Annotated in this window: 22 protein-coding genes and 5 tRNA genes; 16 read left to right on the top strand and 11 right to left on the bottom strand. The window is 55.6% G+C overall.

Annotated features, from left to right (window positions below; translation table 11 throughout):
- Positions 1 to 13: 13 nt before the first annotated feature.
- The gene (gene rimI / locus CE636_RS18605; protein ID WP_017901235.1) at positions 14 to 460 is read right to left on the bottom strand and encodes a ribosomal protein S18-alanine N-acetyltransferase; all 447 of its coding nucleotides are present in this window, start codon (positions 458 to 460) and stop codon (positions 14 to 16) included.
- Positions 429 to 842 (bottom strand): DNA polymerase III subunit psi, encoded by a 414-nt coding sequence (locus CE636_RS18600; protein WP_004886506.1) that lies wholly within the window; start codon positions 840 to 842, stop codon positions 429 to 431. Before CE636_RS18600 ends, rimI begins: the two co-directional genes overlap by 32 nt.
- A 102-nt stretch (positions 843 to 944) precedes the next feature.
- Between CE636_RS18600 and rsmC the strand changes: the two genes are divergently transcribed.
- The 6 genes from rsmC (at position 945) to CE636_RS18570 (ending at position 2,695) form a co-directional block, all read left to right on the top strand.
- The gene (gene rsmC, locus CE636_RS18595) at positions 945 to 1,973 is read left to right on the top strand and encodes a 16S rRNA (guanine(1207)-N(2))-methyltransferase RsmC (RefSeq protein ID WP_017901236.1); all 1,029 of its coding nucleotides are present in this window, start codon (positions 945 to 947) and stop codon (positions 1,971 to 1,973) included.
- Positions 1,974 to 2,144: 171 nt separating this feature from the next.
- Positions 2,145 to 2,231: transfer RNA gene (locus CE636_RS18590), tRNA-Leu, on the top strand.
- 28 nt (positions 2,232 to 2,259) lie between these two features.
- A tRNA-Leu gene (locus tag CE636_RS18585) sits at positions 2,260 to 2,346 on the top strand.
- Between the two features lie 30 nt (positions 2,347 to 2,376).
- Positions 2,377 to 2,463, top strand: a tRNA-Leu gene (locus CE636_RS18580).
- Positions 2,464 to 2,491: 28 nt separating this feature from the next.
- A tRNA-Leu gene (locus CE636_RS18575) sits at positions 2,492 to 2,578 on the top strand.
- A gap of 30 nt (positions 2,579 to 2,608) precedes the next feature.
- Positions 2,609 to 2,695 (top strand) — tRNA-Leu (locus CE636_RS18570).
- A gap of 21 nt (positions 2,696 to 2,716) precedes the next feature.
- On the opposite strand, the gene CE636_RS18565 is transcribed toward CE636_RS18570, so the two are convergent.
- Positions 2,717 to 2,956, bottom strand: a complete 240-nt coding sequence (locus CE636_RS18565; RefSeq protein WP_025999141.1) for a DUF1435 domain-containing protein — start codon at positions 2,954 to 2,956, stop codon at positions 2,717 to 2,719.
- 70 nt (positions 2,957 to 3,026) lie between these two features.
- Between CE636_RS18565 and CE636_RS28820 the strand changes: the two genes are divergently transcribed.
- From CE636_RS28820 to fhuF, 3 genes are all read left to right on the top strand, one after another.
- The gene (locus CE636_RS28820; protein ID WP_164852368.1) at positions 3,027 to 3,197 is read left to right on the top strand and encodes a hypothetical protein; all 171 of its coding nucleotides are present in this window, start codon (positions 3,027 to 3,029) and stop codon (positions 3,195 to 3,197) included.
- 23 nt (positions 3,198 to 3,220) lie between these two features.
- Positions 3,221 to 4,267: a GGDEF domain-containing protein gene (locus CE636_RS18560; RefSeq protein ID WP_017899096.1), complete on the top strand. Its 1,047-nt coding sequence runs from the start codon at positions 3,221 to 3,223 to the stop codon at positions 4,265 to 4,267.
- A gap of 106 nt (positions 4,268 to 4,373) precedes the next feature.
- Positions 4,374 to 5,162: a siderophore-iron reductase FhuF gene (gene fhuF, locus CE636_RS18555; RefSeq protein WP_017899097.1), complete on the top strand. Its 789-nt coding sequence runs from the start codon at positions 4,374 to 4,376 to the stop codon at positions 5,160 to 5,162.
- A gap of 50 nt (positions 5,163 to 5,212) precedes the next feature.
- On the opposite strand, the gene CE636_RS18550 is transcribed toward fhuF, so the two are convergent.
- Positions 5,213 to 6,556: a PTS cellobiose transporter subunit IIC gene (locus CE636_RS18550; protein ID WP_002887650.1), complete on the bottom strand. Its 1,344-nt coding sequence runs from the start codon at positions 6,554 to 6,556 to the stop codon at positions 5,213 to 5,215.
- Between the two features lie 333 nt (positions 6,557 to 6,889).
- On the opposite strand from CE636_RS18550, the gene CE636_RS18545 reads away from it, so the two are divergent.
- Positions 6,890 to 7,348: a YbaK/EbsC family protein gene (locus tag CE636_RS18545; RefSeq protein ID WP_004886490.1), complete on the top strand. Its 459-nt coding sequence runs from the start codon at positions 6,890 to 6,892 to the stop codon at positions 7,346 to 7,348.
- A 5-nt stretch (positions 7,349 to 7,353) separates the two neighbouring features.
- On the opposite strand, the gene bglJ is transcribed toward CE636_RS18545, so the two are convergent.
- The 4 genes from bglJ to pobA form a co-directional block, all read right to left on the bottom strand.
- On the bottom strand, positions 7,354 to 8,028 hold the full coding sequence (gene bglJ, locus CE636_RS18540; protein WP_025999142.1) for a DNA-binding transcriptional activator BglJ: 675 nt from the start codon (positions 8,026 to 8,028) through the stop codon (positions 7,354 to 7,356).
- Complete coding sequence (locus CE636_RS18535; protein ID WP_025999143.1) at positions 7,989 to 8,711, bottom strand: helix-turn-helix transcriptional regulator; 723 nt, start codon at positions 8,709 to 8,711, stop codon at positions 7,989 to 7,991. Before CE636_RS18535 ends, bglJ begins: the two co-directional genes overlap by 40 nt.
- Before the next feature lie 264 nt (positions 8,712 to 8,975).
- A complete protein-coding gene (locus tag CE636_RS18530; protein ID WP_017899100.1) occupies positions 8,976 to 9,857 on the bottom strand; it encodes a helix-turn-helix domain-containing protein in 882 nt (293 codons plus the stop codon).
- Positions 9,858 to 9,873: 16 nt separating this feature from the next.
- The gene (gene pobA, locus CE636_RS18525) at positions 9,874 to 11,058 is read right to left on the bottom strand and encodes a 4-hydroxybenzoate 3-monooxygenase (RefSeq protein WP_017899101.1); all 1,185 of its coding nucleotides are present in this window, start codon (positions 11,056 to 11,058) and stop codon (positions 9,874 to 9,876) included.
- A gap of 280 nt (positions 11,059 to 11,338) precedes the next feature.
- On the opposite strand from pobA, the gene CE636_RS18520 reads away from it, so the two are divergent.
- The 6 genes from CE636_RS18520 to opgB all read left to right on the top strand — a co-directional run bounded on the left by CE636_RS18520 (position 11,339) and on the right by opgB (position 17,070).
- The gene (locus CE636_RS18520) at positions 11,339 to 12,115 is read left to right on the top strand and encodes a threonine/serine ThrE exporter family protein (RefSeq protein WP_017899102.1); all 777 of its coding nucleotides are present in this window, start codon (positions 11,339 to 11,341) and stop codon (positions 12,113 to 12,115) included.
- On the top strand, positions 12,106 to 12,579 hold the full coding sequence (locus CE636_RS18515) for a threonine/serine exporter (protein WP_004886472.1): 474 nt from the start codon (positions 12,106 to 12,108) through the stop codon (positions 12,577 to 12,579). Before CE636_RS18520 ends, CE636_RS18515 begins: the two co-directional genes overlap by 10 nt.
- A 102-nt stretch (positions 12,580 to 12,681) precedes the next feature.
- Positions 12,682 to 13,221 (top strand): primosomal protein DnaT, encoded by a 540-nt coding sequence (gene dnaT, locus CE636_RS18510; protein WP_017899103.1) that lies wholly within the window; start codon positions 12,682 to 12,684, stop codon positions 13,219 to 13,221.
- A 2-nt stretch (positions 13,222 to 13,223) separates the two neighbouring features.
- Positions 13,224 to 13,961: a DNA replication protein DnaC gene (gene dnaC, locus CE636_RS18505; RefSeq protein ID WP_025999144.1), complete on the top strand. Its 738-nt coding sequence runs from the start codon at positions 13,224 to 13,226 to the stop codon at positions 13,959 to 13,961.
- A 65-nt stretch (positions 13,962 to 14,026) separates the two neighbouring features.
- Positions 14,027 to 14,521, top strand: a complete 495-nt coding sequence (locus tag CE636_RS18500; RefSeq protein ID WP_004886462.1) for a DUF2501 domain-containing protein — start codon at positions 14,027 to 14,029, stop codon at positions 14,519 to 14,521.
- Between the two features lie 257 nt (positions 14,522 to 14,778).
- On the top strand, positions 14,779 to 17,070 hold the full coding sequence (gene opgB / locus CE636_RS18495) for a phosphatidylglycerol--membrane-oligosaccharide glycerophosphotransferase (protein ID WP_017899105.1): 2,292 nt from the start codon (positions 14,779 to 14,781) through the stop codon (positions 17,068 to 17,070).
- Between the two features lie 54 nt (positions 17,071 to 17,124).
- Here opgB and CE636_RS18490 read toward each other — a convergent pair whose 3' ends face one another.
- The 3 genes from CE636_RS18490 to CE636_RS18480 all read right to left on the bottom strand — a co-directional run bounded on the left by CE636_RS18490 (position 17,125) and on the right by CE636_RS18480 (position 20,292).
- Positions 17,125 to 18,069: an Rpn family recombination-promoting nuclease/putative transposase gene (locus tag CE636_RS18490; RefSeq protein ID WP_017899106.1), complete on the bottom strand. Its 945-nt coding sequence runs from the start codon at positions 18,067 to 18,069 to the stop codon at positions 17,125 to 17,127.
- 133 nt (positions 18,070 to 18,202) lie between these two features.
- A complete protein-coding gene (locus tag CE636_RS18485) occupies positions 18,203 to 19,213 on the bottom strand; it encodes an SIS domain-containing protein (protein ID WP_017899107.1) in 1,011 nt (336 codons plus the stop codon).
- 17 nt (positions 19,214 to 19,230) lie between these two features.
- Complete coding sequence (locus CE636_RS18480) at positions 19,231 to 20,292, bottom strand: SIS domain-containing protein (RefSeq protein WP_017899108.1); 1,062 nt, start codon at positions 20,290 to 20,292, stop codon at positions 19,231 to 19,233.
- Position 20,293: the final 1 nt, after the last annotated feature.

The following is a 20,293-nucleotide window of genomic DNA, read 5'->3' as shown; positions in this document are numbered from 1 at the left end:
GTATCACCTTGTCTTACATACTGATTGGCAGAGCCATAACAATGGCGTCTTCGCGCCCGTCGGCCGTCGGGTAGTAGTTGCGGCGAATCGTCGCTTCATTGAAGCCTAAGCTTTCATACAGCGCGAGGGCGGCAACGTTGGAGGCGCGCACCTCCAGCCATAGCGTGACGACGCCGAGCTTTTCGACTTCATCAATGACATGTTCCAGCAGCGCTCGCCCCAGGCCACGGCGCTGGTAAGCGGGATCGACAGCGATATTGAACAGCGTCGCCTCATCCAGCACCACTTGCGTAATGGCGAAAGCCGCCATTTCGCCATCCACCGACAGCTGATAGTTGCGATAGCGTTCCCCCTGGTTACTGGCCAGGGTCTGTTCGCTCCACGGGAAAGCGTGGGCGCGGGTTTCGATTTGCCAGGCTCGGGTTAAATCAGCCGTGCTGAGGATAGAAATCGTGTTCATGTGCGCAGATTTGTTGCCAGAGCGCCCTGCGAGCCGGCGCGCTGGTCTGGAGTTCATCAAAAGCGGGGGTGGACACCTGGGCGCCCGCCAGCGGCAGCGACGCCTCTGTGCCCAACCGCCAGCTGTTACAGCGGCTGTCCTGCGGCAGCATCGCCACCCGCTCCGGGGTCAGCTGCAGGACCTGATCTGGCGTTACGGCCAGCGCGCGCAATACGTCGCCAATCAGCGGCTCTGTCAGCGACGGCGGGGTTTCCGCCACCATCACCAAACGAATATGTTCAGGAAGCGAGATAGCGATTTCGCCCTGTAACGCCCCCGGTCGGCGCAGCGACCACTGGGTAATGCCCAGCTGCTGTAGTTGCCAGTCTCGTCGGGATGTCATAGCGAAACACTCCTGTTAAACAAGCGCGCAATATAGCAAATCCGTCGTATCTGCGCCAACAAACTACTATAATCGGCGCCAGTCTTAATGAAGGAGTGTTTCATGTCCGCTTTTACCCCGGCAAGTGAAGTCTTGCTGCGCCACAGTGATGATTTCGAGTCCGCCCGCGTTCTGTTTGCCGGTGACCTGCAGGATGACCTGCCTGCGCGTCTGGATACCGCGGCCAGCCGCGCCCACACCCAGCAGTTCCACCACTGGCAGGTCCTCAGCCGCCAGATGGGTGACACCGTCCGTTTTAGCTTAGTGGCTGAGGCGGCTGACGTCGCCGAGTGCGACACCCTGATCTACTACTGGCCAAAGAACAAACCAGAGGCGCAGTTCCAGCTGATGAACCTGCTCTCTCTGCTGCCGGTGGGAAGCGACATTTTCGTCGTCGGTGAAAACCGCAGCGGCGTCCGCAGCGCGGAGCAGATGCTGACTGAATACGCGCCATTAAACAAAGTGGATAGCGCTCGCCGCTGTGGCCTCTATCATGGCCGTCTGGAAAAGCAGCCCGCCTTCGACGCCGAAGCTTTCTGGGGCGAATACACACTGGATAATCTGATGATTAAAACCCTACCGGGCGTCTTCAGCCGCGACGGTCTGGACGTCGGCAGCCAGCTGCTGCTCTCCACCCTCGAGCCGCATACCAAAGGGAAAGTGCTGGACGTCGGCTGCGGCGCGGGTGTGCTGGCCGCCGCGCTGGCCAGCCATTCGCCGAAAGTGCGCCTCACCCTGTGCGACGTCAGCGCCCCGGCGGTTGAAGCCAGCCGCGCGACGCTTGCCGCCAACGGCCTGGCTGGCGATGTGTTTGCCAGCAACGTCTTCTCCGAGGTCAATGGTCGCTTCGACATGATCATCTCCAACCCGCCATTCCATGACGGCCTGCAGACCAGCCTCGAAGCTGCCCAGGCGCTGATCCGCGGCGCGGTTCGCCATCTCAACAGCGGCGGCGAGCTGCGCATTGTCGCCAACGCCTTCCTGCCGTATCCGCAGGTGCTGGATGAGACGTTCGGCTTCCATGAGGTGATCGCCCAGACCGGACGTTTTAAGGTCTATCGCACCATCATGACCCGTCAGGCGAAAAAATAATCGTCTTTTCACGCCGGCGGCCCGCTCCTGGTGCCGCTGGCGCTTCCCGCGGGCAAATCCGCCCATTTTTGCAGCAATCGATACAACCTGCATAATTAACTATTGACGTGTCGCCGAAAACCACTAGAATGCGCCTCCGTGGTAACGATACTTTCATAGTGTCGATGGTATGCGAAGGTGGCGGAATTGGTAGACGCGCTAGCTTCAGGTGTTAGTGTCCTTACGGACGTGGGGGTTCAAGTCCCCCCCCTCGCACCATAATCCACGAAGATATTGCTCGCACTGGGCGAAGGTGGCGGAATTGGTAGACGCGCTAGCTTCAGGTGTTAGTGTCCTTACGGACGTGGGGGTTCAAGTCCCCCCCCTCGCACCAACGAGGCAATATCCAAAGAAAGAATACTGTGCGAAGGTGGCGGAATTGGTAGACGCGCTAGCTTCAGGTGTTAGTGTCCTTACGGACGTGGGGGTTCAAGTCCCCCCCCTCGCACCATAATCCACGAAGATATTGCTCGCACTGGGCGAAGGTGGCGGAATTGGTAGACGCGCTAGCTTCAGGTGTTAGTGTCCTTACGGACGTGGGGGTTCAAGTCCCCCCCCTCGCACCAACGAGGCAATATCCAAAGAAAGAATACTGTGCGAAGGTGGCGGAATTGGTAGACGCGCTAGCTTCAGGTGTTAGTGTCCTTACGGACGTGGGGGTTCAAGTCCCCCCCCTCGCACCAATATTCTTCCCTCTCCCGACGTTATCCTCTCAGTTTGATATCCACCATCATCAGCATTATCCCACCAATCAATGCAACGCACGATGGCAGCAGGATAAAATGGCGCAGTTGACGATGCCATATCATCACCGCGGACATCAGCATGCCCACCGCGACCAGCGTCCGCCATACGTCAGCCGACACCCCGGCATACCCGAGAGCGACAATCAGCGCGCCGGGAACGACGACTGCCCAACCGCTTCCTAATGCTCGCTGCAGCATGGTTTTACCTCTCACAACGATAATGATAACCAATATCATATGATAATTTTTATCATTTGTCATTTGCAAAGTGCTCTGTGCCTTATTCTTTACGTTCGCGGTAATGACATACATTCATGAAGGTGATAAATTAAGCGGATTATCGATATATATTAAATATTTTTCTTATTTTGCAAATAACCTTTTTTTGCAAATTGTTATCAGACTCTTCATTTTTGGCTTTCATCATTTTGAAATTTAACGACTAATAATGATTCTTCCGATATGACTGCACAATCCTGGCGAGCACATTACGCACAAAAATATCAATATTCCTTACGGCTTTTTTTACTGCTTAATTTCATTTCTTCCTCTCTGTCGCTGGTCACCCCCCTATTTACGGTAGTTCGTTTCACGCTGCCCTGCGCCCTGATCGTGGCCTGCAGCGGGTTGCTGCTACTCTGGCACTGGAAATGGCCGCAATCGAAAATAAATATTTCCGCTATCTCGTTGTTATTTGGCATGCTATGGGCATGGCACGTAGTGACAAAGGCGATGCTATTGACACCGCCGCATTTTAACTATCTGGTGATCGCCCTATTAAGCATTCTGTTTATCGGCACCATCGCTTTTTCCAATAATATCACTGCCTTTACCCTCCACTCTTTACCGACTTTCCTTGCCTGCCTGATAATGGCGGAGGGAGAACAATGGTTGCGCATGACTTACTGTTTTATGCTGCCTATTGCCGGTATTACCCTGCAAAATATTATCCAGAAGCGCAGCGATGCCTTTACACAAGGATTGATGGATAAACTGATGCAGGAACGCAACACCCTCAACGATCTCAGTATGCTGGATCCCCTGACCGGTTTGTATAATCGCCGCGGACTGCAGAATCGCCTCGATACCCTGCTGGCGCTGGACGGCGATAACCACTTCGTGCTGCTCCTCGATATCGATCATTTCAAAGCCTATAACGATCACTACGGTCATATGATGGGCGATCAGGCGCTCATTCGCGTCTCTGCTGCCATTCGTAACGCCGTACGCTCGCGCGATATTGTCGCCCGCTTTGGTGGAGAGGAGTTTATGGTGCTGCTGACCAATAGCAGCGAAGAAACGGCCTGGCAGGCTGCCGAACGAATTCGACAGCGGGTCTATGACCTGAAAATCCCGCATATGTTTAATGAGAGCGTCGCCACCAACGTGACCATCAGTATTGGTCTGACGCCGCTCATTGATGACAATATTGAGCAAGCGCTGGCGCGAGCCGATGGCGCACTCTATGAAGCCAAAAATAAAGGCCGCAACATTATTTTGGCCAGTTAACCCGCGCGCGCTGCGACATCGTGGCGCCGACAAAATTCTTGCCATGCCGCCTGCAAACAACTAATATCAGGAATCATTATCATTTAGATTTGTATCTGGAAATCGAATGGCCTGGCGTTCCCTTCCTCTCAGCGATGAACTTATCTGGCGGGCCCCTTTGCCGACGGCTGAGCGCGCCCTGGCGGAGAGTATTCGGGAAAAAATCGCCACCCTGTGCCCCCATCTGCTCGATTTCCTGCGCCTGGATGAATCCGCTCCAGGTCACGCGTTGACGCTCGCCGAGTGGTCGCAACCCACCGCCTTACGCTCCCTGTTGGCCACTTATTCCGATCATATCTATCGTCATCAGCCAACGCTGACACGGGAACAGAAACCTCTGCTCTCGCTCTGGGCGCAATGGTATATCGGTCTGCTGGTGCCGCCGCTGATGTTGGCGTTGCTCAATGAACCACAGGGTCTCAGCCTGGCGCCGGAACATTTCCACGTCGAATTTCACGAAAGCGGCCGGGCGGCCTGTTTCTGGATTGATGTCCATAGTGATGCCGGCATCGAGAGACTGTCACCGCTGTCGCGGATGGATGCCCTGGTGACGCGCACCCTGCAGCCGGTTATTGAGGCGCTGGAAGCGACGGGCGAAATCAATGGCAAGCTTATCTGGAGCAATACAGGCTATCTGATTAACTGGTATCTTGGGGAAATGCGCGCGCTGCTGGGGGATGAGCAGCTTGCCGCCCTGCGCCAGCACTGTTTCTTTGAAAAACAACTCGCCGATGGTCAGGATAACCCACTATGGCGAACGGTCGTGCTGCGTGAAGGGCAGTTAGTCCGACGCACCTGCTGTCAGCGCTATCGCCTGCCGGACGTCCAACAGTGCGGCGACTGCACGTTAAAATAACGCCCTGTTCCCAATAAGCTACGGGCAGCCTGTGGCCGCCCGGTCACTATTTATGCGGTCTGCTGACTCTCCTGTTCCGCCCGTTCGGCCTCTTCCGCTTCCTGAGCAAGCAGCTGTTTCTCATACACCTTAAAGAACGGGAAGTAGATAATCGCCGACACGCAGGCCAGAACGATGACCAGAATTGCCGCCCGGAAATCCCAGCCCAGCGCCCAGGCACCGCCAATCGGCGCCGGCGCCGTCCACGGCACCACGGAGATGACGCGGCCGATCAGATCCAGCTTCATTGCCGCCCAGGCCAGTACCGCATTCACCATCGGCGCCAGCAGGAACGGAATAAAGAACACCGGATTCATGACAATAGGCGTCCCAAAGATGACCGGCTCGTTAATGTTAAACAGGCTTGGCACCACGCTCAAACGACCAATGGAGCGCAAATGCGCTGAACGACTGCGCAGATAGCAGAACACCAGCCCCATGGTGGCACCAGAACCTCCGACCACGATAAAGAAGGTCCAGAACGCCTCCATAAAGATATGCGGCAGAGGTGCGCCCTGGGCCAGCGCCTGCTGGTTCATACCGAGGTTGGTCAGCCAGAACATCTGCAGCATCCCGGAAACGATCGCCGCACCGTGGATCCCGGCAAACCACAGCAGGTGGCCGATGAGAACCGCCAACAGGATCGCCGGCAGGGAATCGGCCGCCGAAACCAGCGGTTTGAAAATCGCCATAATGGCCTGCGGGATCAGCATGTCAAAATGGTGTTGAATAAACAGGCTCAGCGGATAGAGCGTTAGCACAACCACCAGCACCGGGATCAACAGATCAAAGGAATTTTTGATCATCGGAGGGACCTGATCCGGCAGACGGATACCGATGTTATGTGCCTTGAGAAAACGCATCATCTCCACACAGTAGATCGCCACCAGAATGGCGGTAAAGATCCCTGTTCCGCCGAGGCTATCCACCGGCAGCGTGCCATTCGTCTTCGGCGCGGCAATCAGTAAAAAGGCCATGATCGACAGCATCGCGCACATAAAGGGATCGAGCTGATTGGATTTCTCGTAGTGCTTACCGAGGTTGTAAGAGATTGCCGCGCAGATGTAGATCGACATGATCCCCATTGTCATATCAAAGGGGGTCAGAATGCGCCCCTCGAACTCTTTTGCCAGATCCAGCCAGGCGCGGGCGAAACCCCAGGTGGTATCCGGGGAAAAAGGAGGATAAGCAAACACCAGCAGAAACGATCCGACGATCATAAACGGCATCGCGGAGATAAAACCGTCACGGATAGCCATGACGTGACGCTGCGATGAGATCCGCCCTGCTATGGGGCTTATGTAATTTTCTACAAAGCGAAATATCAAATTAAACGCAGCATGGTTAGCAGACATAGTAGCCCTCCTGACAGGCTATTGATACTGGCCCAACAACGATTACCCTGCCGTTACGATGACCGCTTTTTGATGCAGCAAGCCGCGGGTGGATCACCGGCTATACTGCTCATAACACAACGATTCATACACGGCTCTTTTGTTATAAATAAAAGGAGAAGTGACTGTTCCAGTATTCATCTCAATGCAGATAACCGCAACCGGTTACAGTAACCGGTTACGGTGAATGTGAAGGAGATCGACAAAATAGAAAGAATCTGGATTGTCCGCGCCGATATTTACACTCCGCCAGGCTTGTGACAGATTTAACCAGGCTTAAATCAGGAGAATCCAATGAGTCTGCAGTCTGTACGGCAGTTCTTTGCCGAACACGCCCCCGATATCGAAATTATTGAGTTAAACCAGAGTACCGCCACCGTGGCGCTCGCCGCTGCCGCGCACAACGTTGAGCCGGGACAAATAGCCAAAACGCTGTCGCTCAAGATCAAAGATAAAATTGTACTGATCGTCGCCAGGGGCGATGCGCGGCTGGATAATAAAAAGCTGAAAGAAACCTTTGGCGCAAAAGCGCGTATGTTGAGCAGCGATGAGGTGGTGACCTGGACCGGCCATCCGGTCGGCGGCGTGTGCCCGTTTGGTCTGGAAAATCCGCTGGACGTCTTCTGTGACGTCTCGCTCAGGCACTATCAGGAGGTACTACCCGCAGCGGGGGCTATTCACAGCGCCGTTCGCATCGAACCAGAACGAATGGCGCAGCTCACCGACGCAACATGGGTAGACGTATGCATATAGCCGCGTTATGCCACCTGTTTAACGGCGCTGGTCGGGCCGTTTATCGGTAAATGCAGCAAGATATCCGCCGCGTTTAATAAACCAATGTCAGAGCGAACCCCGAGCTTGGTCATGGCGTTGAACTTATGCGCGCGGATGGTTTTAATGTTCCGGTTCAGCTGCACCGCAATTTCCGAAAGCGAATATCCCCACGACATATACCGAAGAATAGCGTGCTCCGTCGGACTTAGCGGATCGTTGCATGCCTCTCTGCCGCAAAAATGCTCTTTGCCGGCGAGGGAATGATTATCCAGCAGCTGTAATAAATGCTCCTGCAACCCGCGTCGCGGCGCAGATTTATTTAATATACCGTGCAGGCAGGACGGCATTAAATGGCCGATCAGGCGCATTTCGCTTTCATTATTAGCCAGAATAATCGTTTGGACTTCCGGTCGGATCCTCGCCATCTCGTGAAGAAAAAGCAGGCTCTCGGCTCTGGACGAACGACTCCCTGAAAGTGAAAAGATCATTGCTGACCATGGGAACGACGCTTCCACCGCCCTGAGCAAATTGATATTTTTAAAAAAATGAATGCCGTATTGGCTGTTATCTTCACGGCTAAAGATATAGCGCCAGGCCATTTCCGTCATCACACATTTTTCTACGATGGCGACATGACGGGTTGTGCTATTTTTTTCCATTCCATTTGCTCCCCGTAAGCTGAATTGATATTCAGCTCTTGCATTCCCTGCGCGCTGTTGATCCAGGCATACATTTCAGCGTTGCTGCGTAGCGATAAGCGACGCATTGCGCTATTTTTCTGCGCGCTGATCGTCTTATTGCTCTTTTTCAACAGCGCGGCGATCTGGTTAATTCCCCATCCCTTCGCCAGAAGGCGCAGAACTTTTCGCTCTGACAGGGTCAGCATCGCCGCAGAGTGGTAGCTTGCGAAATCGCTGTCCTCATTCCCGGTAAACAGCGTACGGCTAATCTGCTCAGCCGCACGGCTACCGGCACAAATCACCTCAATCAGCCGGTTTACCGGCTCGCTCTCGGAAATGAGCGAGCTTTCGGGACGAATTAATAGCTCAACGGCTAATGGATAGAGGCTGTCGCTGACCATAAAAACCCAGTGAATATCACGATACTGGGTCATGAGGGCGTAATAACGCTCGCAGACGGCCCGGGGTTGCGCAATCTCGCCGGAGATATCCGCAACGACCAGCACCGCCCGCCGCAGTTGTAAAAGGGTGAGCTCATCATGAGAGCGACAAAAACTGAGTTCGTAATCCGGGAGGTTCTCATTGAAGATCACCTTTAACCCTGACTGCATGACGGGGATTTTACTAATAACGACGCCAAACTTACCTTGTCCTGGTAACATAACACCTCCGCTTCCTGTCGAAGTTCCTTCGCTTGCCCGTAAACGTTCGGCGAGTGACTCGATCGCCATACCATTTACTGGATGAATATTAAAAACATATTCATGGCCCGCGTACACGATATACTGAATGACCGAACCGTGGTCATACCGTGTAAATATTATTCCTGTGTATACTTGCGATGAATATTAGCACAGACGCCTCTGCGCTAATAAATTAGAAAAGATAAAACTATTATTTAGCAAAAATAATTTCAGGCTTGAAAATTATGAAGCATTCTCTTTAATTGCTTCTCTAAATGCTTTAGGCGACATGCCACTGTAGCGGCGGAAAAAGCGAGAAAAATAGGCGGCGTCGCTAAAACCCAAATAATCAGAGAGTTGCGTTACCGTCATGCGAGTGTACTGCAGGTTACGCCGCGCCTCAAGCATCAGTCGCTGATGCAGTACCCCGAGAGCGCTACAGCCATAGAACTCGCGACATAAATAGTTTAAATGCGTGACCGACAGCCCAATCAACTTCGCATACTCCGCCAGCGGGAGATGCTGCCGGTAGTGGCTCTCAATAAACCGGGAAAAATGACGCATCATACTGCGCTTTCGCTCCGCTTTGTCTTCCGCGGGCGGTGCGGGGCGGCACTGCCGGTTCAGCCAGACCAGCAGCGTCCCCAGCAGCGAATAAAGCATCATTTCCCGTGCGTCATGATCGGCACTGTACTCCTCGCGAAGCGCTGAAAACAGCGTATGCATACGCCCCCGGGAACGCCCCACCGGCAGACACTGCGCTACGCTAAGCACATCCAGCGGCCGGCCGAACTGATTTTCAAAGCGGCTCAGCAGCGGCAGCGCCAGGGAGAGCACAAATCCGTGCGTCCCGGGTGAAAAATGAAAGCCATGAATGCAGAGGGCGGGCACCACCTGGATGCAGGATTCCGTCATCACCGCGGTGGTGCCTTCAATTTCGATCTCCGCCCGACCTTTGTGCAGATAGAGGAGCTGGACCATTTCGGCGTGCTGGTGGACGCGAATATGCCACTGATACAGGCTGCTGCGCTGCAAAATCGATTCGCAGTGCAGCAGGTCCGGCGTCGGCCAGCCGCGCTCCTCGCCATAGAGCTTAAATACCGGAACAGTTTGGACGGGCGACATAGTTACTCCTGTTCAGTCAGACGACGCGCTCCATGGGCAGGCCCACGTAGTTTTCCGCGATGGTGGTCAGCCCGGCGCGCGAGCCCAGATAGTAGCGGCGATCGGCCGCCTGCATTTTGGCGTCGAATTCGCTCTGCTGCGGGAAATCGTGCAGCAGGCGGGTCATGAACCAGCTAAAGCGTTCCCCTTTCCAGACCCGATCCAGCGCTAGTCGCGAATAGGTCGCGAGCAGATCGCTCCGGCCATGATGGTAGTATTCGCGAAGGATCCGCCACAGATAGTTCACGTCCGATGCCGCCAGGTTCAACCCTTTAGCGCCGGTCGGCGGTACGATATGCGCGGCATCCCCCACCAGAAACAATCGCCCATATTGCATCGGCTCTACGACGAAGCTGCGCAAGGGAGCGATGCTTTTCTCAAGTGAGTGACCAGTCACTAACTTTGATGACAGATCCGCCGGCAATCGGCATTTCAACTCCTGCCAGAAGCGTTCGTCCGACCAGTCTTCCACTTTATCGCTCAGCGGAACCTGCAGATAGTAGCGGCTGCGAGTAAGTGAGCGCTGACTACATAAAACGAATCCCCGCTGATGATGCGCATAGATCAGCACCGGATTGACCGGCGGCGTATCCGCCAACAGGCCTAACCAGCCGAACGGCCAGACGCTCTCGTAAGTTTTGAGGATGTCAGCGGGAATACTTTGCCGCGACACGCCATGGAACCCGTCGCAACCGGCGATAAAGTCACACTCCAGGCGGCAGAATTCACCTTCGCTAAGATAGGTGATCGTCGGCCGGTCGCTTTTCGCGTCATGGATAGTCACTTCGCTCACGCCGTACACGATCGGCGCGTCGCTGGCGGCCCGGGCAGCCATCAGGTCGCGGGTCACTTCAGTCTGGCCGTAAACCATCACGCTCTTGCCGTCGGTCAGCTCGCTCAGTGAGACGGGCACCCGCTGGCCGTCAAAGAGAAACTCCACCCCATGATGCACCAGGCCTTCGACGTCCATTCGCTGCGCCACGCCCGCTTCGCGAAGCAGATCGACGGTACCGCTTTCCAGAATTCCCGCGCGGATGCGCCCCAGCACATACTGCGGCGTTTGACGCTCAAGAATGACCGTGTGGATGCCGGCGTTGTGCAGGAGCTGCCCCAGCAGCAGTCCGGAAGGGCCAGCGCCAATAATCGCGACCTGTGTTTTCATAGGATTGTCTCACTTTTGCAGGGTTAATTATTTGTATATTTTTTGTTTAATAAAAGTGCTTTCCTGCATTTTTGATAAGTCAGACGGGAAAAAGAAGGGATGAATGGCGACAAAAATTGCACTTTTCACCAAACTGGCAAAAGTGTGGGAAGCTTCAAATTCTGCCCCTCCGGCGGGCGGGAAATTTTTGCACATTATTTGATCCCACCCCCCTCAGCCGCCCAGGCGCTTCAGGTTAAAGTATCGGCAGATACCAGGCGTCGCGGACAGCAGAGGAAATATGCAGGTTGATCGGGCACAGCAGCGGGCAATCACACGATTATGCATCCAGTGTGGTCTTTTTTTGTTACAGCACGGCGCCGAAAGCGCGTTGGTGGAAGAGCTTTCAACGCGTCTCGGGCTGGCGCTGGGGATGGACAGCGTCGAAAGCGCCATCTCCTCCAACGCTATCGTCCTGACCACCATTAAGAATGGCGAATGTCTTACCTCCACGCGTAAAAATGTCGACCGCGGCATTAATATGCATGTGGTGACGGAAGTGCAGCATATCGTGATCCTCGCCGAGCATAAGCTGCTGGATTATCGCGACGTCGAGAAGCGCTTCGCGCAGATTAGGCCCCTGCGCTATCCCCGCTGGTTGCTGGTGATCATGGTGGGCCTCTCCTGCGCTTGTTTCTGTAAACTGAATAACGGCGGCTGGGATGGAGCGCTGGTCAGCTTCTGCGCCAGCACGGTGGCCATGTACATTCGCCAGGTGCTGACCCACCGTTCCATGCATCCGCAGATCAACTTCTGCATCACCGCCTTTGTGGCCACCACGATCTCCGGGCTGCTGCTGCGCCTCCCTACCTTTGCCAGCACCCCGACCATCGCCATGGCCGCCAGCGTCCTGCTGCTGGTCCCGGGCTTTCCGCTGATCAACGCCGTCGCCGATATGTTTAAAGGGCATATTAATACCGGCCTCGCCCGCTGGGCGATCGCCAGCCTGTTAACCCTTGCCACCTGCATTGGCGTAGTGATGGCAATGACCGTATGGGGGCTGCGGGGATGGGCATAATTTCGTTTATTTTCGCGCTGGCGGAAGACATGCTGCTGGCGGCGATCCCTGCCGTCGGGTTTGCGATGGTCTTTAATGTCCCGCAGCGCGCCCTGCGCTGGTGCGCGCTGCTGGGGGCCATCGGCCACGGTTCGCGCATGGTCATGATGAGCGCCGGTTTTAACATTGAATGGGCCACGTTTCTCGCCGCCCTGCTGGTGGGTTGCATCGGCATCCAGTGGTCGCGCTGGTATCTGGCGCATCCGAAGATTTTTACCGTTGCCGCCGTGATCCCGATGTTTCCCGGTATTTCCGCTTACACTGCGATGATCTCCGCGGTAAAAATCAGTCATTTTGGCTATTCTGAAGAGATGATGATTTTGCTGCTGAGCAATTTTTTAAAGGCCTCTTCAATCGTGGGCGCCCTCTCCATCGGCCTGTCGATACCCGGTCTGTGGCTGTATCGTAAGCGCCCTCGCGTCTAATCCCGGCGTCGCGGTAAAGCCGCGACGCTCCTTCCGCGACGGGCTCTGTGCTACTATGTGCAGATCACCCCACTCTTTGCAGTTCAGAGTTGAGATAGAGTTATGTCTTCGCGAATTTTAACCTCCCATTTTAGCGGCCTGGAAGAGTTCCTCCAGCAGCACGCGGCGCTGCTGGCGAAATCGACTGACGGCACTGTCGCCGTTTTTGCCAACAACGCCCCGGCGTTCTATGCGCTGACCCCAGACCGGCTGGCGCAGCTGCTGGAACTGGAAGCCAGGCTGGCGCGCCCCGGCAGCGACATCGCGCTTGACCCGCAGTTTTTCGACGAGCCCGCGGCGGCGCCCGTTGCGGTGCCGATGGGCAAATTTGCCATGTATGCGGCCTGGCAGCCGGACGCCGACTTTCAGCGTCTGGCCGCGCTGTGGGGCATCGCCCTGAGCCAGCCGGTCACCCCGGAAGAGCTGGCCGCTTTCGTCGCTTACTGGCAAGCGGAAGGTAAAGTGTTTCACCACGTGCAGTGGCAGCAGAAACTGGCTCGCAGCGTGCAAATCAGCCGCGCCAGCAACGGCGGGCAGCCGAAGCGCGATGTGAACAGCGTGAGCGAACCCGACAGTCATATTCCGCGAGGTTTCCGAGGATGAGCATGAAAAACGTTGGCGATCTGATGAAGCGCCTGCAGAAAATGATGCCGGCTCATATCGAACCGGCGTTTAAAACCGGCGAAGAGCTGCTGGCCTGGCAAAAAGAGCAAGGCAAGCTGCGTTCCGAAGCGCTGGAGCGGGAGAACCGCGCGATGAAAATGCAGCGCACCTTTAACCGCTCGGGGATCCGCCCGCTGCATCAGAACTGCTCCTTTGATAACTATCGCGTCGAGTGCGAGGGGCAGATGAACGCCCTCGCCCGGGCGCGTCAGTACGTGGAGGAGTTTGATGGCAATATCGCCAGCTTTATCTTCTCCGGCAAACCGGGCACCGGTAAAAACCACCTCGCGGCTGCTATCTGCAACGAACTGCTGCTGCGCGGGAAATCGGTCTTAATTATCACCGTGGCTGATATTATGTCAGCCATGAAAGATACCTTCGGCAATCGGGAGACGAGCGAAGAGCAATTACTGAGCGATCTCAGCAAGGTCGATCTTCTGGTGATTGATGAAATTGGTATGCAGACGGAGTCTCGCTATGAAAAGGTCATTATCAATCAGATAGTTGACCGCCGCTCTTCCTCCAAACGGCCTACCGGTATGCTAACCAACAGTAATATGGAAGAGATGAATAAGCTGCTCGGCGAACGGGTGATGGACCGTATGCGCCTGGGCAACAGCCTGTGGGTTATCTTCAACTGGGAAAGTTACCGGCACCGCGTCACCGGCAAGGAGTATTAAGAGATTTCCGGACAACGGCGGCGTTATACTAAAGTGATTCTTCAGTCACGCTTATGAGTCCGTCTATGAAATCGTTAAAAAATGGCTTACTTGCCGCGCTTACCCTCAGCGCATTTACCCTCTCCGGGGCCCACGCTGCCTCCTGGCAGGATTCTCTCAACAGCGCCGCCAGCCAGCTCAGCGGCGGCAGCACCCAGGCTGGCAGCGGCGGCATGTCCGTCTCCTCGCTAACCAGCCTGCTCAGTGGCAGCAGCCAGTCGCTGACCGCCAGCAGCATGAATAATGCGGCCGGGATCTTGTCATATTGCGCGCAACAGAAGCTGGCCTCCGTGACCAGCGCCGATAACGTCAAAAACCAGGTGCTGGATAAACTAGGACTCAGCACGCCGGAAAAACAGAAACAAGACACCAACTATCTCGATGGCCTGCAGGGGTTGCTCAACAGTAATAACGGCCAGCAGCTGGACCTGAATACGCTTGGCAACAGCTCGCTGGCGAAACAGGTGAAAACCAAAGCCTGCGATCTGGTCTTAAAACAGGGCGTTAACTTCCTCTCCTGATACGTACTGCTAATGCCGCGTTTGTCGCCTTCGCGACGGCAGCGCGGCCTGAAACGGCTTTTTTCTCCTTTTTCTCCTTGCGCTTCCCCGCCACGCCGGCTGCGACGCCGATCAAAAAAAGCAACTTCTAAACCAATTCTGAATAACTGCACACTTTCATGACGCTAGAATTGCAGCAAGATGGCGCTGCAATTACAGTGTGGCTTGAAAAGTAATCTGTTCTGCCAGCCGATAACTGGCGTTAATGAGGATGAGCTGTGTCAGAGTTGTTATCCATCGCCTTATTTTTAGCTTCGGTGGCGCTTTATGCCTGGAAAGCGGGTCGTAACACCTGGTGGTTTGCCGCCACGCTCACGGTGTTAGGCCTGTTCGTGGTGCTGAATATCACCCTCTACGCCAGCGACTACTTTACCGGCGACGGCATCAACGACGCGGTACTCTACACTCTGACCAACAGCCTGACCGGCGCCGGGATCGGCAAATACATTCTGCCGGGCGTCGGCGTGGCCGTCGCGCTGGTTGCCGTTTTTGGCGCCCTGGGGTGGGTGCTGCGCCGCCGTCGGCATCATCCTCATCACGTCGGCTACAGCCTGGCGGCGCTGCTGCTGGCGCTGGCCTCGGTCGACGCCAGCCCGGCCTTCCATCAAATCAGCGAGCTGGTGAAATCGCAATCACGGGAAGGAGACCCGGACTTTGCCGCGTACTACAAAGAACCGTCGAAGCGTATCGACAATCCGCAGCTGAATCTGGTCTATATCTATGGCGAAAGCCTTGAGCGCACCTATTTTGATAACGATGCGTTCCCCAACCTCACCCCTGAGCTTGGCAGAATTAAAGATGAGGGCATTGATTTCAGCAATACCATGCAGCTGCCGGGGACCGATTACACCATCGCCGGCATGGTCGCGTCACAGTGCGGCATTCCGCTGTTTGCGCCGTTTGAAGGCAACGCTTCGGCCTCCGTATCCAGCTTCTTTCCGCAGAATATCTGCCTTGGCGATATCCTGAAAAACTCCGGTTACGAAAACTATTTTGTGCAGGGAGCTAACCTGCGCTTTGCTGGCAAAGACGTCTTTCTCAAGTCCCACGGCTTCGATCACCTGTTCGGGGCGGAAGAGCTCAAAACCACGGTAGCGGATCCCGCCTACCGCAACGACTGGGGCTTCTATGACGACACGGTACTTGAGGAGACGTGGAAAAAATTCGAAGAGCTGTCGCAGTCCGGAAAACGCTTTTCGCTGTTCGCCCTGACGGTGGACACCCACCATCCCGACGGCTTTATTTCGCGCACCTGCGAGCGTAAACGCTATGACGTGGACGGTAAGAAAAACCTCTCCTTTAGCGCCGTTAGCTGCAGCCAGGAACATATCGCCGCGCTAATCGAGAAGATCAAAGCCTCTCCCTATTTCAAAAACACGGTCATCGTGGTCTCTTCCGACCACCTGGCCATGAAGAACAGCGCCTGGGATTACCTCAACAAGCACGATCGCAGCAATTTGTTCTTTGTCCTGCGCGGCGATCGGCCGCAGCAGGAGACCCTGGCAGTGAAACGCAACACCATGGATAACGGTGCGACGGTGCTGGATATTCTCGGTGGCGATAACTATATCGGCCTCGGGCGCAGCAGTCTCTCTGGCCAGTCGCTCTCCGGTATTTTCATCAATATGAAAGAGAAGATCCTGGCCTGGAAACCCGACGTGATCCGCCTGTGGAACTTCCCGAAAGAGATTAAAAACTTCACCATCGACTCGCAGAAGAACATGATCGCCTTCTCCGGCAGCCATTTCCGTCTGCCGCTGCTGCTCCGGGTGTCGGATCAGCGCGTTGAACCGCTGCCGGAGAGCGAATACTCGGCGCCGCTGCGCTTCCAGCTGGCCGATTTCGCACCGCGGGATAATTTCGTGTGGGTCGATCGCTGCTATAAAATGGGCCAGCTGTGGTCTCCTGAGCTGGCGCTCTCCACCGACTGGTGCGTCTCGCAGGGCCAGCTCGGGGGTGAGCAGAAGGTTCAGCACGTTGATAAGCCACAGTGGAAAGGCAAGACCGCCTTCAGGGACACCCTTATCGATATGGAGCGCTATAAGGGCAACGTCGATACGCTGAAAGTTGTCGACAACGATATTCGCTATAAGGCCGACAGCTTCGTGTTTAACGTTGCCGGCGCGCCGGAAGAGGTGAAACAGTTTAGCGGCATTTCGCGCCCCGAGTCCTGGGGTCGGTGGTCCAATGCCCAGCTGGGCAGCGACGTGAAGATTGAATATAAAGAGCCGCTGCCGGAGAAATTTGATCTGGTGATCACCGCCAAAGCCTACGGTCCCAATGCCAATAAGCCGATCCCGGTGCGGGTTGGTCAAAGTGAGCAAGTGCTTACTCTGGTCAATGATGTGACCACCACGACGCTGCATTTCGACAACCCGACGCGCAGCAACACGCTGACCATCACTCCGCCGGACCCGCAGTCCACCAACGAGGGCAATATCCTCGGCCACTCCCCGCGTCAGCTGGGGATCGGTATGGTGGAGATCAAAGTGGTGAAAAGCGAAGGTTAAAGCCACCTTGCCCGGCGGGTTTTGGCGCCGGGCAACGGTTTGGGTGGCGGGGTGTTAGCAATACAGCGGCTTGAGCTCGTCAGCCGACAGTCCGGTAATCTTCTGTACCGTCTCTTTGTCGAGGCCATTCTGTAACATGCTGCCGGCAATGCGCAGCGCCTCACGCCGGCTCCCTTCCTGTAAGCCCTCAAGGCGCCCTTCCAGGCGCCCTTCCTGTCGGCCCTCATGCCGACCTTCCTGCTTAAGCTTTTGCGCGATAGACATCAATGTCTCCTCATACTGTGGCAGACGGCGGGCCAGCCGGCGGAGAAACACGCCCGGCTCGGCCGTGTTACCGTACTGCAGCATATAGTGAAACAGCATTCTCAACTGCCGGGGGCTAGTGTATCCCAGCATCACCACGGCCGCCAACGACTCCGTTATGTCGCTGAGATCGCGCTGGCGAATATGCTTTTGCATCAGCTCCAGCAGGGCGACCCGCCGATGCTGCACGATTTCATCGTCCGGCATGACCGTGACGTCGATCAATGGAAACTGATTGCCGTACAGCTTCTTCGCCAGCTGCGGGTCGGCAAATTCATCCAGCCAGTTGAGGGAAAAAGGATAGGGACTGGTTGCGCCGTGATAAAACAGCATCGGCACCACCAGCGGCAGCGTTTTGTGCCCGGCGTCGAGGTGTCGCTGCATCGCGGCAATCGCATAGCGCATCAGACGAAAAGCCATATGGTTGTCCGGCGAGCTCTGATGCTCTATCACCACGTAAATATATCCCGCCCCGCAGGTGGTTCGCACCGACCACAGCACGTCCGAATACCAGGCGCGCAGATCCTCATCGATAAAACTCGCCGATTGCAGCCTCAGGGTAGCGAAATCGCACCGCTGGCGGATCGCTTCGGGAAGATAGAGCATGAGGAAATCATTCGCTGTCTCCGGGTGGCGAAGAAATCGTTTAAACACCGCATCATGCGGCGTTGAGGTCATCCGTTTTTTCATGGCCATCCGCTTGCCTGAAAGAGAAGGAAAGCCGGACTCTACCACCGGTTTTTACCCGGCTGGATTTGACGATGATTTTCTGGGAAGCGCCTCGGAGAATAGCGGAGCGGCCAGTCTGACTGGCCGCCATGGGCAAGATTTAGTAATCAAACTGCCGGTAATAACGGCGGATATTCAGGTCGTGGCCGGTATGGTGCTCAAAGTGGGCCGCCAGCCGGTCCACCAGCAGAGTTGACACCACGCACGGCGCCATAATCCAGCGGAACGCATCATCAATGCCGTTCAGCGGATAGTCGCGTGGGTCGATCACCACCAGATGGTCAGTTATCTTTTCGGCAAAGCGTTCGACGCGCTCGTCCAGCGCCCGGCATTTCCCCTCGCCCTTCACCAGAAACAACGGGACCTCTTTTTCCAGCAGCTCCAGGGTACCGTGGAAAAATTCAGCCGAGCTTACCGACTTCGTCCGCTTCCACTGCATCTCTTCGAGAATACACATCGAGAACAGATAGACTTCCCCCCACATTTCCGCGCCGCCAATCCACATCATGTAGTCGCTATTATGGTATTGCGCGGCAATTTTATCCGCCTGCGGATCGAACTGGCGCTTGGCCTCTAGCAGATTTTCCGGCAGCAATTCCAGCTGGCTGGCAAAACGCTCATATTCAGCAAACTCGCCGTGACGATAAATCACGCGGAAGAATAACCAGTACAGCAGCATATACTCATATTCCACGCCATTCTTATGGCACATCGGAATATGCCAGCTGGCGGCGGCAGCCAATGGCGAATCGGCATGACGGGTAATGGCTACAACGCGTATCCCCTGCGCCTTGCACCATTCGGCAATGGCCACCGACTCTTTGGTATCGCCGGATTTAGAGAGCGTGACGACAACCGCCTCTTTATTTAATTTTTTATGCCCGCGATGGATTAATTCCGCCGCCTGCTCAAGATAAACCGGTACGCTGGTTAATTCTTTGGCAAACTCATTAATAGCCATCATCGGGGCCAGGGAACCGCCAACCGAGGCAAAAAATAATGCGCTGCAGCCGCTGTCATAAATAGCGTCGGCCACGGTTTCAGCCTGTTTACGCGCAGCAATGATCTCGCGAGCACTGGTCAGGTACTCGTCCTGATTAAAACCCAACATAGTTTTCTCCTGAATAATCAGATTTTACTTTTTAAGACGCGGTCAAAATCGTCGAAAATACGTATCGCCAGATCGATGCCTTTTAGCCCGGCGGTATGCCAGGCGAGCATCTGCACTGGGACAATCAGCAACAGCGGCGCCAGGTGATGCTCGCACGGGCAGTTAAGCGCCAGCGTTTGTTCATCCTCTTCGTCGCCCAGCGTCAGGGTAAAGGCCCGGGCAATGGACGGCGCCATATAGTCGCGCAGCGCCCGGGTTCGCCCGTCCGGCGTATCTTCAATAAACAGCATCACATGGCGGGCATTGGCTTCCAGATAGGGGCCGTGCATATAGGCTTCCAGCTCAAAGCCGCTGGAAGGCACGCGCACCGTCTCGGTAAATTTGGTTTCGAACTCTTTCGCCACGCCAACCAGCGCGCCATAGCCGGTGGCGACAAAGCGCTCGCCGCGCCGCAGCGTTTCGCTATGCCGATCGATAAAGCGCGAAGTGCGGGCGATAACCTCCGGGATCGCCGCCGCCAGCCGCTGGAATTCGGCAAGATAGTGCTGCTCCTCGGCTTCGCTGGCCTTCCCCTGGCTGCGGGCAATCATCAGCGCTATCAGCAGCAAATTGAGCACTGTCGCGCTAAAGCCGCGGGTGACAAACCCTACGCTCTCGATCCCGGTATTGATATCCAGCACGCCATCGCAGGCGCGCCCGGTCGGGCTTTGCGGGTCGGAGGTCAGGGCAAATACCGGCAGTCCTGAGGCCTGTACCTTACGCATCGCCTCCAGCGTCGACGCGCTTTTTCCGCTCTGTGAAATCGCCACCACCAGATCGGTATGCGGGTCGATAGCTTCGTAATGGGTAAAGTTGTACGGCTCTTTAATGTCAACCAGCACGCCGAAGCGTTGTTCAAAGAAATAGCGCGCGCACAGCGCGGCGTTCAGCGACGATCCGGTCGCCAGCAGCAAAATTCGGCGTACCGGGTGCTGGCGGGCAAAGGTCTCAATCGCCGCCAGCTTTTGCCGGTAGTCGCGCAGGATCTGCGCCAGACAGGCCGGCTCTTCGCTGATATAGGTCATCATTGTTGGTCGCATA

It is taken from the genome of Klebsiella sp. LY, assembly GCF_004010915.1.
GTDB lineage: Bacteria > Pseudomonadota > Gammaproteobacteria > Enterobacterales > Enterobacteriaceae > Klebsiella > Klebsiella quasipneumoniae.
Note: the sequence above shows the minus strand (reverse complement) of the source record. Positions and strands in the feature narration are given on the sequence as shown.

What these genes read in the sequence shown, in the direction of transcription:
- dnaT (WP_017899103.1), top strand. Translation starts at nt 12,682, where the DNA reads ATGTCTTCGCGAATTTTAACCTCCCATTTTAGCGGCCTGGAAGAGTTC.
- CE636_RS18550 (WP_002887650.1), bottom strand. Translation starts at nt 6,556, where the DNA reads ATGTCTGCTAACCATGCTGCGTTTAATTTGATATTTCGCTTTGTAGAA.
- CE636_RS18560 (WP_017899096.1), top strand. Translation starts at nt 3,221, where the DNA reads ATGACTGCACAATCCTGGCGAGCACATTACGCACAAAAATATCAATAT.
- CE636_RS18530 (WP_017899100.1), bottom strand. Translation starts at nt 9,857, where the DNA reads ATGTCGCCCGTCCAAACTGTTCCGGTATTTAAGCTCTATGGCGAGGAG.
- rimI (WP_017901235.1), bottom strand. Translation starts at nt 460, where the DNA reads ATGAACACGATTTCTATCCTCAGCACGGCTGATTTAACCCGAGCCTGG.
- CE636_RS18520 (WP_017899102.1), top strand. Translation starts at nt 11,339, where the DNA reads ATGCAGGTTGATCGGGCACAGCAGCGGGCAATCACACGATTATGCATC.
- CE636_RS18485 (WP_017899107.1), bottom strand. Translation starts at nt 19,213, where the DNA reads ATGTTGGGTTTTAATCAGGACGAGTACCTGACCAGTGCTCGCGAGATC.
- CE636_RS18535 (WP_025999143.1), bottom strand. Translation starts at nt 8,711, where the DNA reads ATGTTACCAGGACAAGGTAAGTTTGGCGTCGTTATTAGTAAAATCCCC.
- CE636_RS18565 (WP_025999141.1), bottom strand. Translation starts at nt 2,956, where the DNA reads ATGCTGCAGCGAGCATTAGGAAGCGGTTGGGCAGTCGTCGTTCCCGGC.
- rsmC (WP_017901236.1), top strand. Translation starts at nt 945, where the DNA reads ATGTCCGCTTTTACCCCGGCAAGTGAAGTCTTGCTGCGCCACAGTGAT.
- bglJ (WP_025999142.1), bottom strand. Translation starts at nt 8,028, where the DNA reads ATGGAAAAAAATAGCACAACCCGTCATGTCGCCATCGTAGAAAAATGT.
- pobA (WP_017899101.1), bottom strand. Translation starts at nt 11,058, where the DNA reads ATGAAAACACAGGTCGCGATTATTGGCGCTGGCCCTTCCGGACTGCTG.
- CE636_RS18515 (WP_004886472.1), top strand. Translation starts at nt 12,106, where the DNA reads ATGGGCATAATTTCGTTTATTTTCGCGCTGGCGGAAGACATGCTGCTG.
- CE636_RS18545 (WP_004886490.1), top strand. Translation starts at nt 6,890, where the DNA reads ATGAGTCTGCAGTCTGTACGGCAGTTCTTTGCCGAACACGCCCCCGAT.
- CE636_RS18600 (WP_004886506.1), bottom strand. Translation starts at nt 842, where the DNA reads ATGACATCCCGACGAGACTGGCAACTACAGCAGCTGGGCATTACCCAG.
- CE636_RS18480 (WP_017899108.1), bottom strand. Translation starts at nt 20,292, where the DNA reads ATGCGACCAACAATGATGACCTATATCAGCGAAGAGCCGGCCTGTCTG.
- dnaC (WP_025999144.1), top strand. Translation starts at nt 13,224, where the DNA reads ATGAAAAACGTTGGCGATCTGATGAAGCGCCTGCAGAAAATGATGCCG.
- CE636_RS18490 (WP_017899106.1), bottom strand. Translation starts at nt 18,069, where the DNA reads ATGGCCATGAAAAAACGGATGACCTCAACGCCGCATGATGCGGTGTTT.
- fhuF (WP_017899097.1), top strand. Translation starts at nt 4,374, where the DNA reads ATGGCCTGGCGTTCCCTTCCTCTCAGCGATGAACTTATCTGGCGGGCC.
- CE636_RS18500 (WP_004886462.1), top strand. Translation starts at nt 14,027, where the DNA reads ATGAAATCGTTAAAAAATGGCTTACTTGCCGCGCTTACCCTCAGCGCA.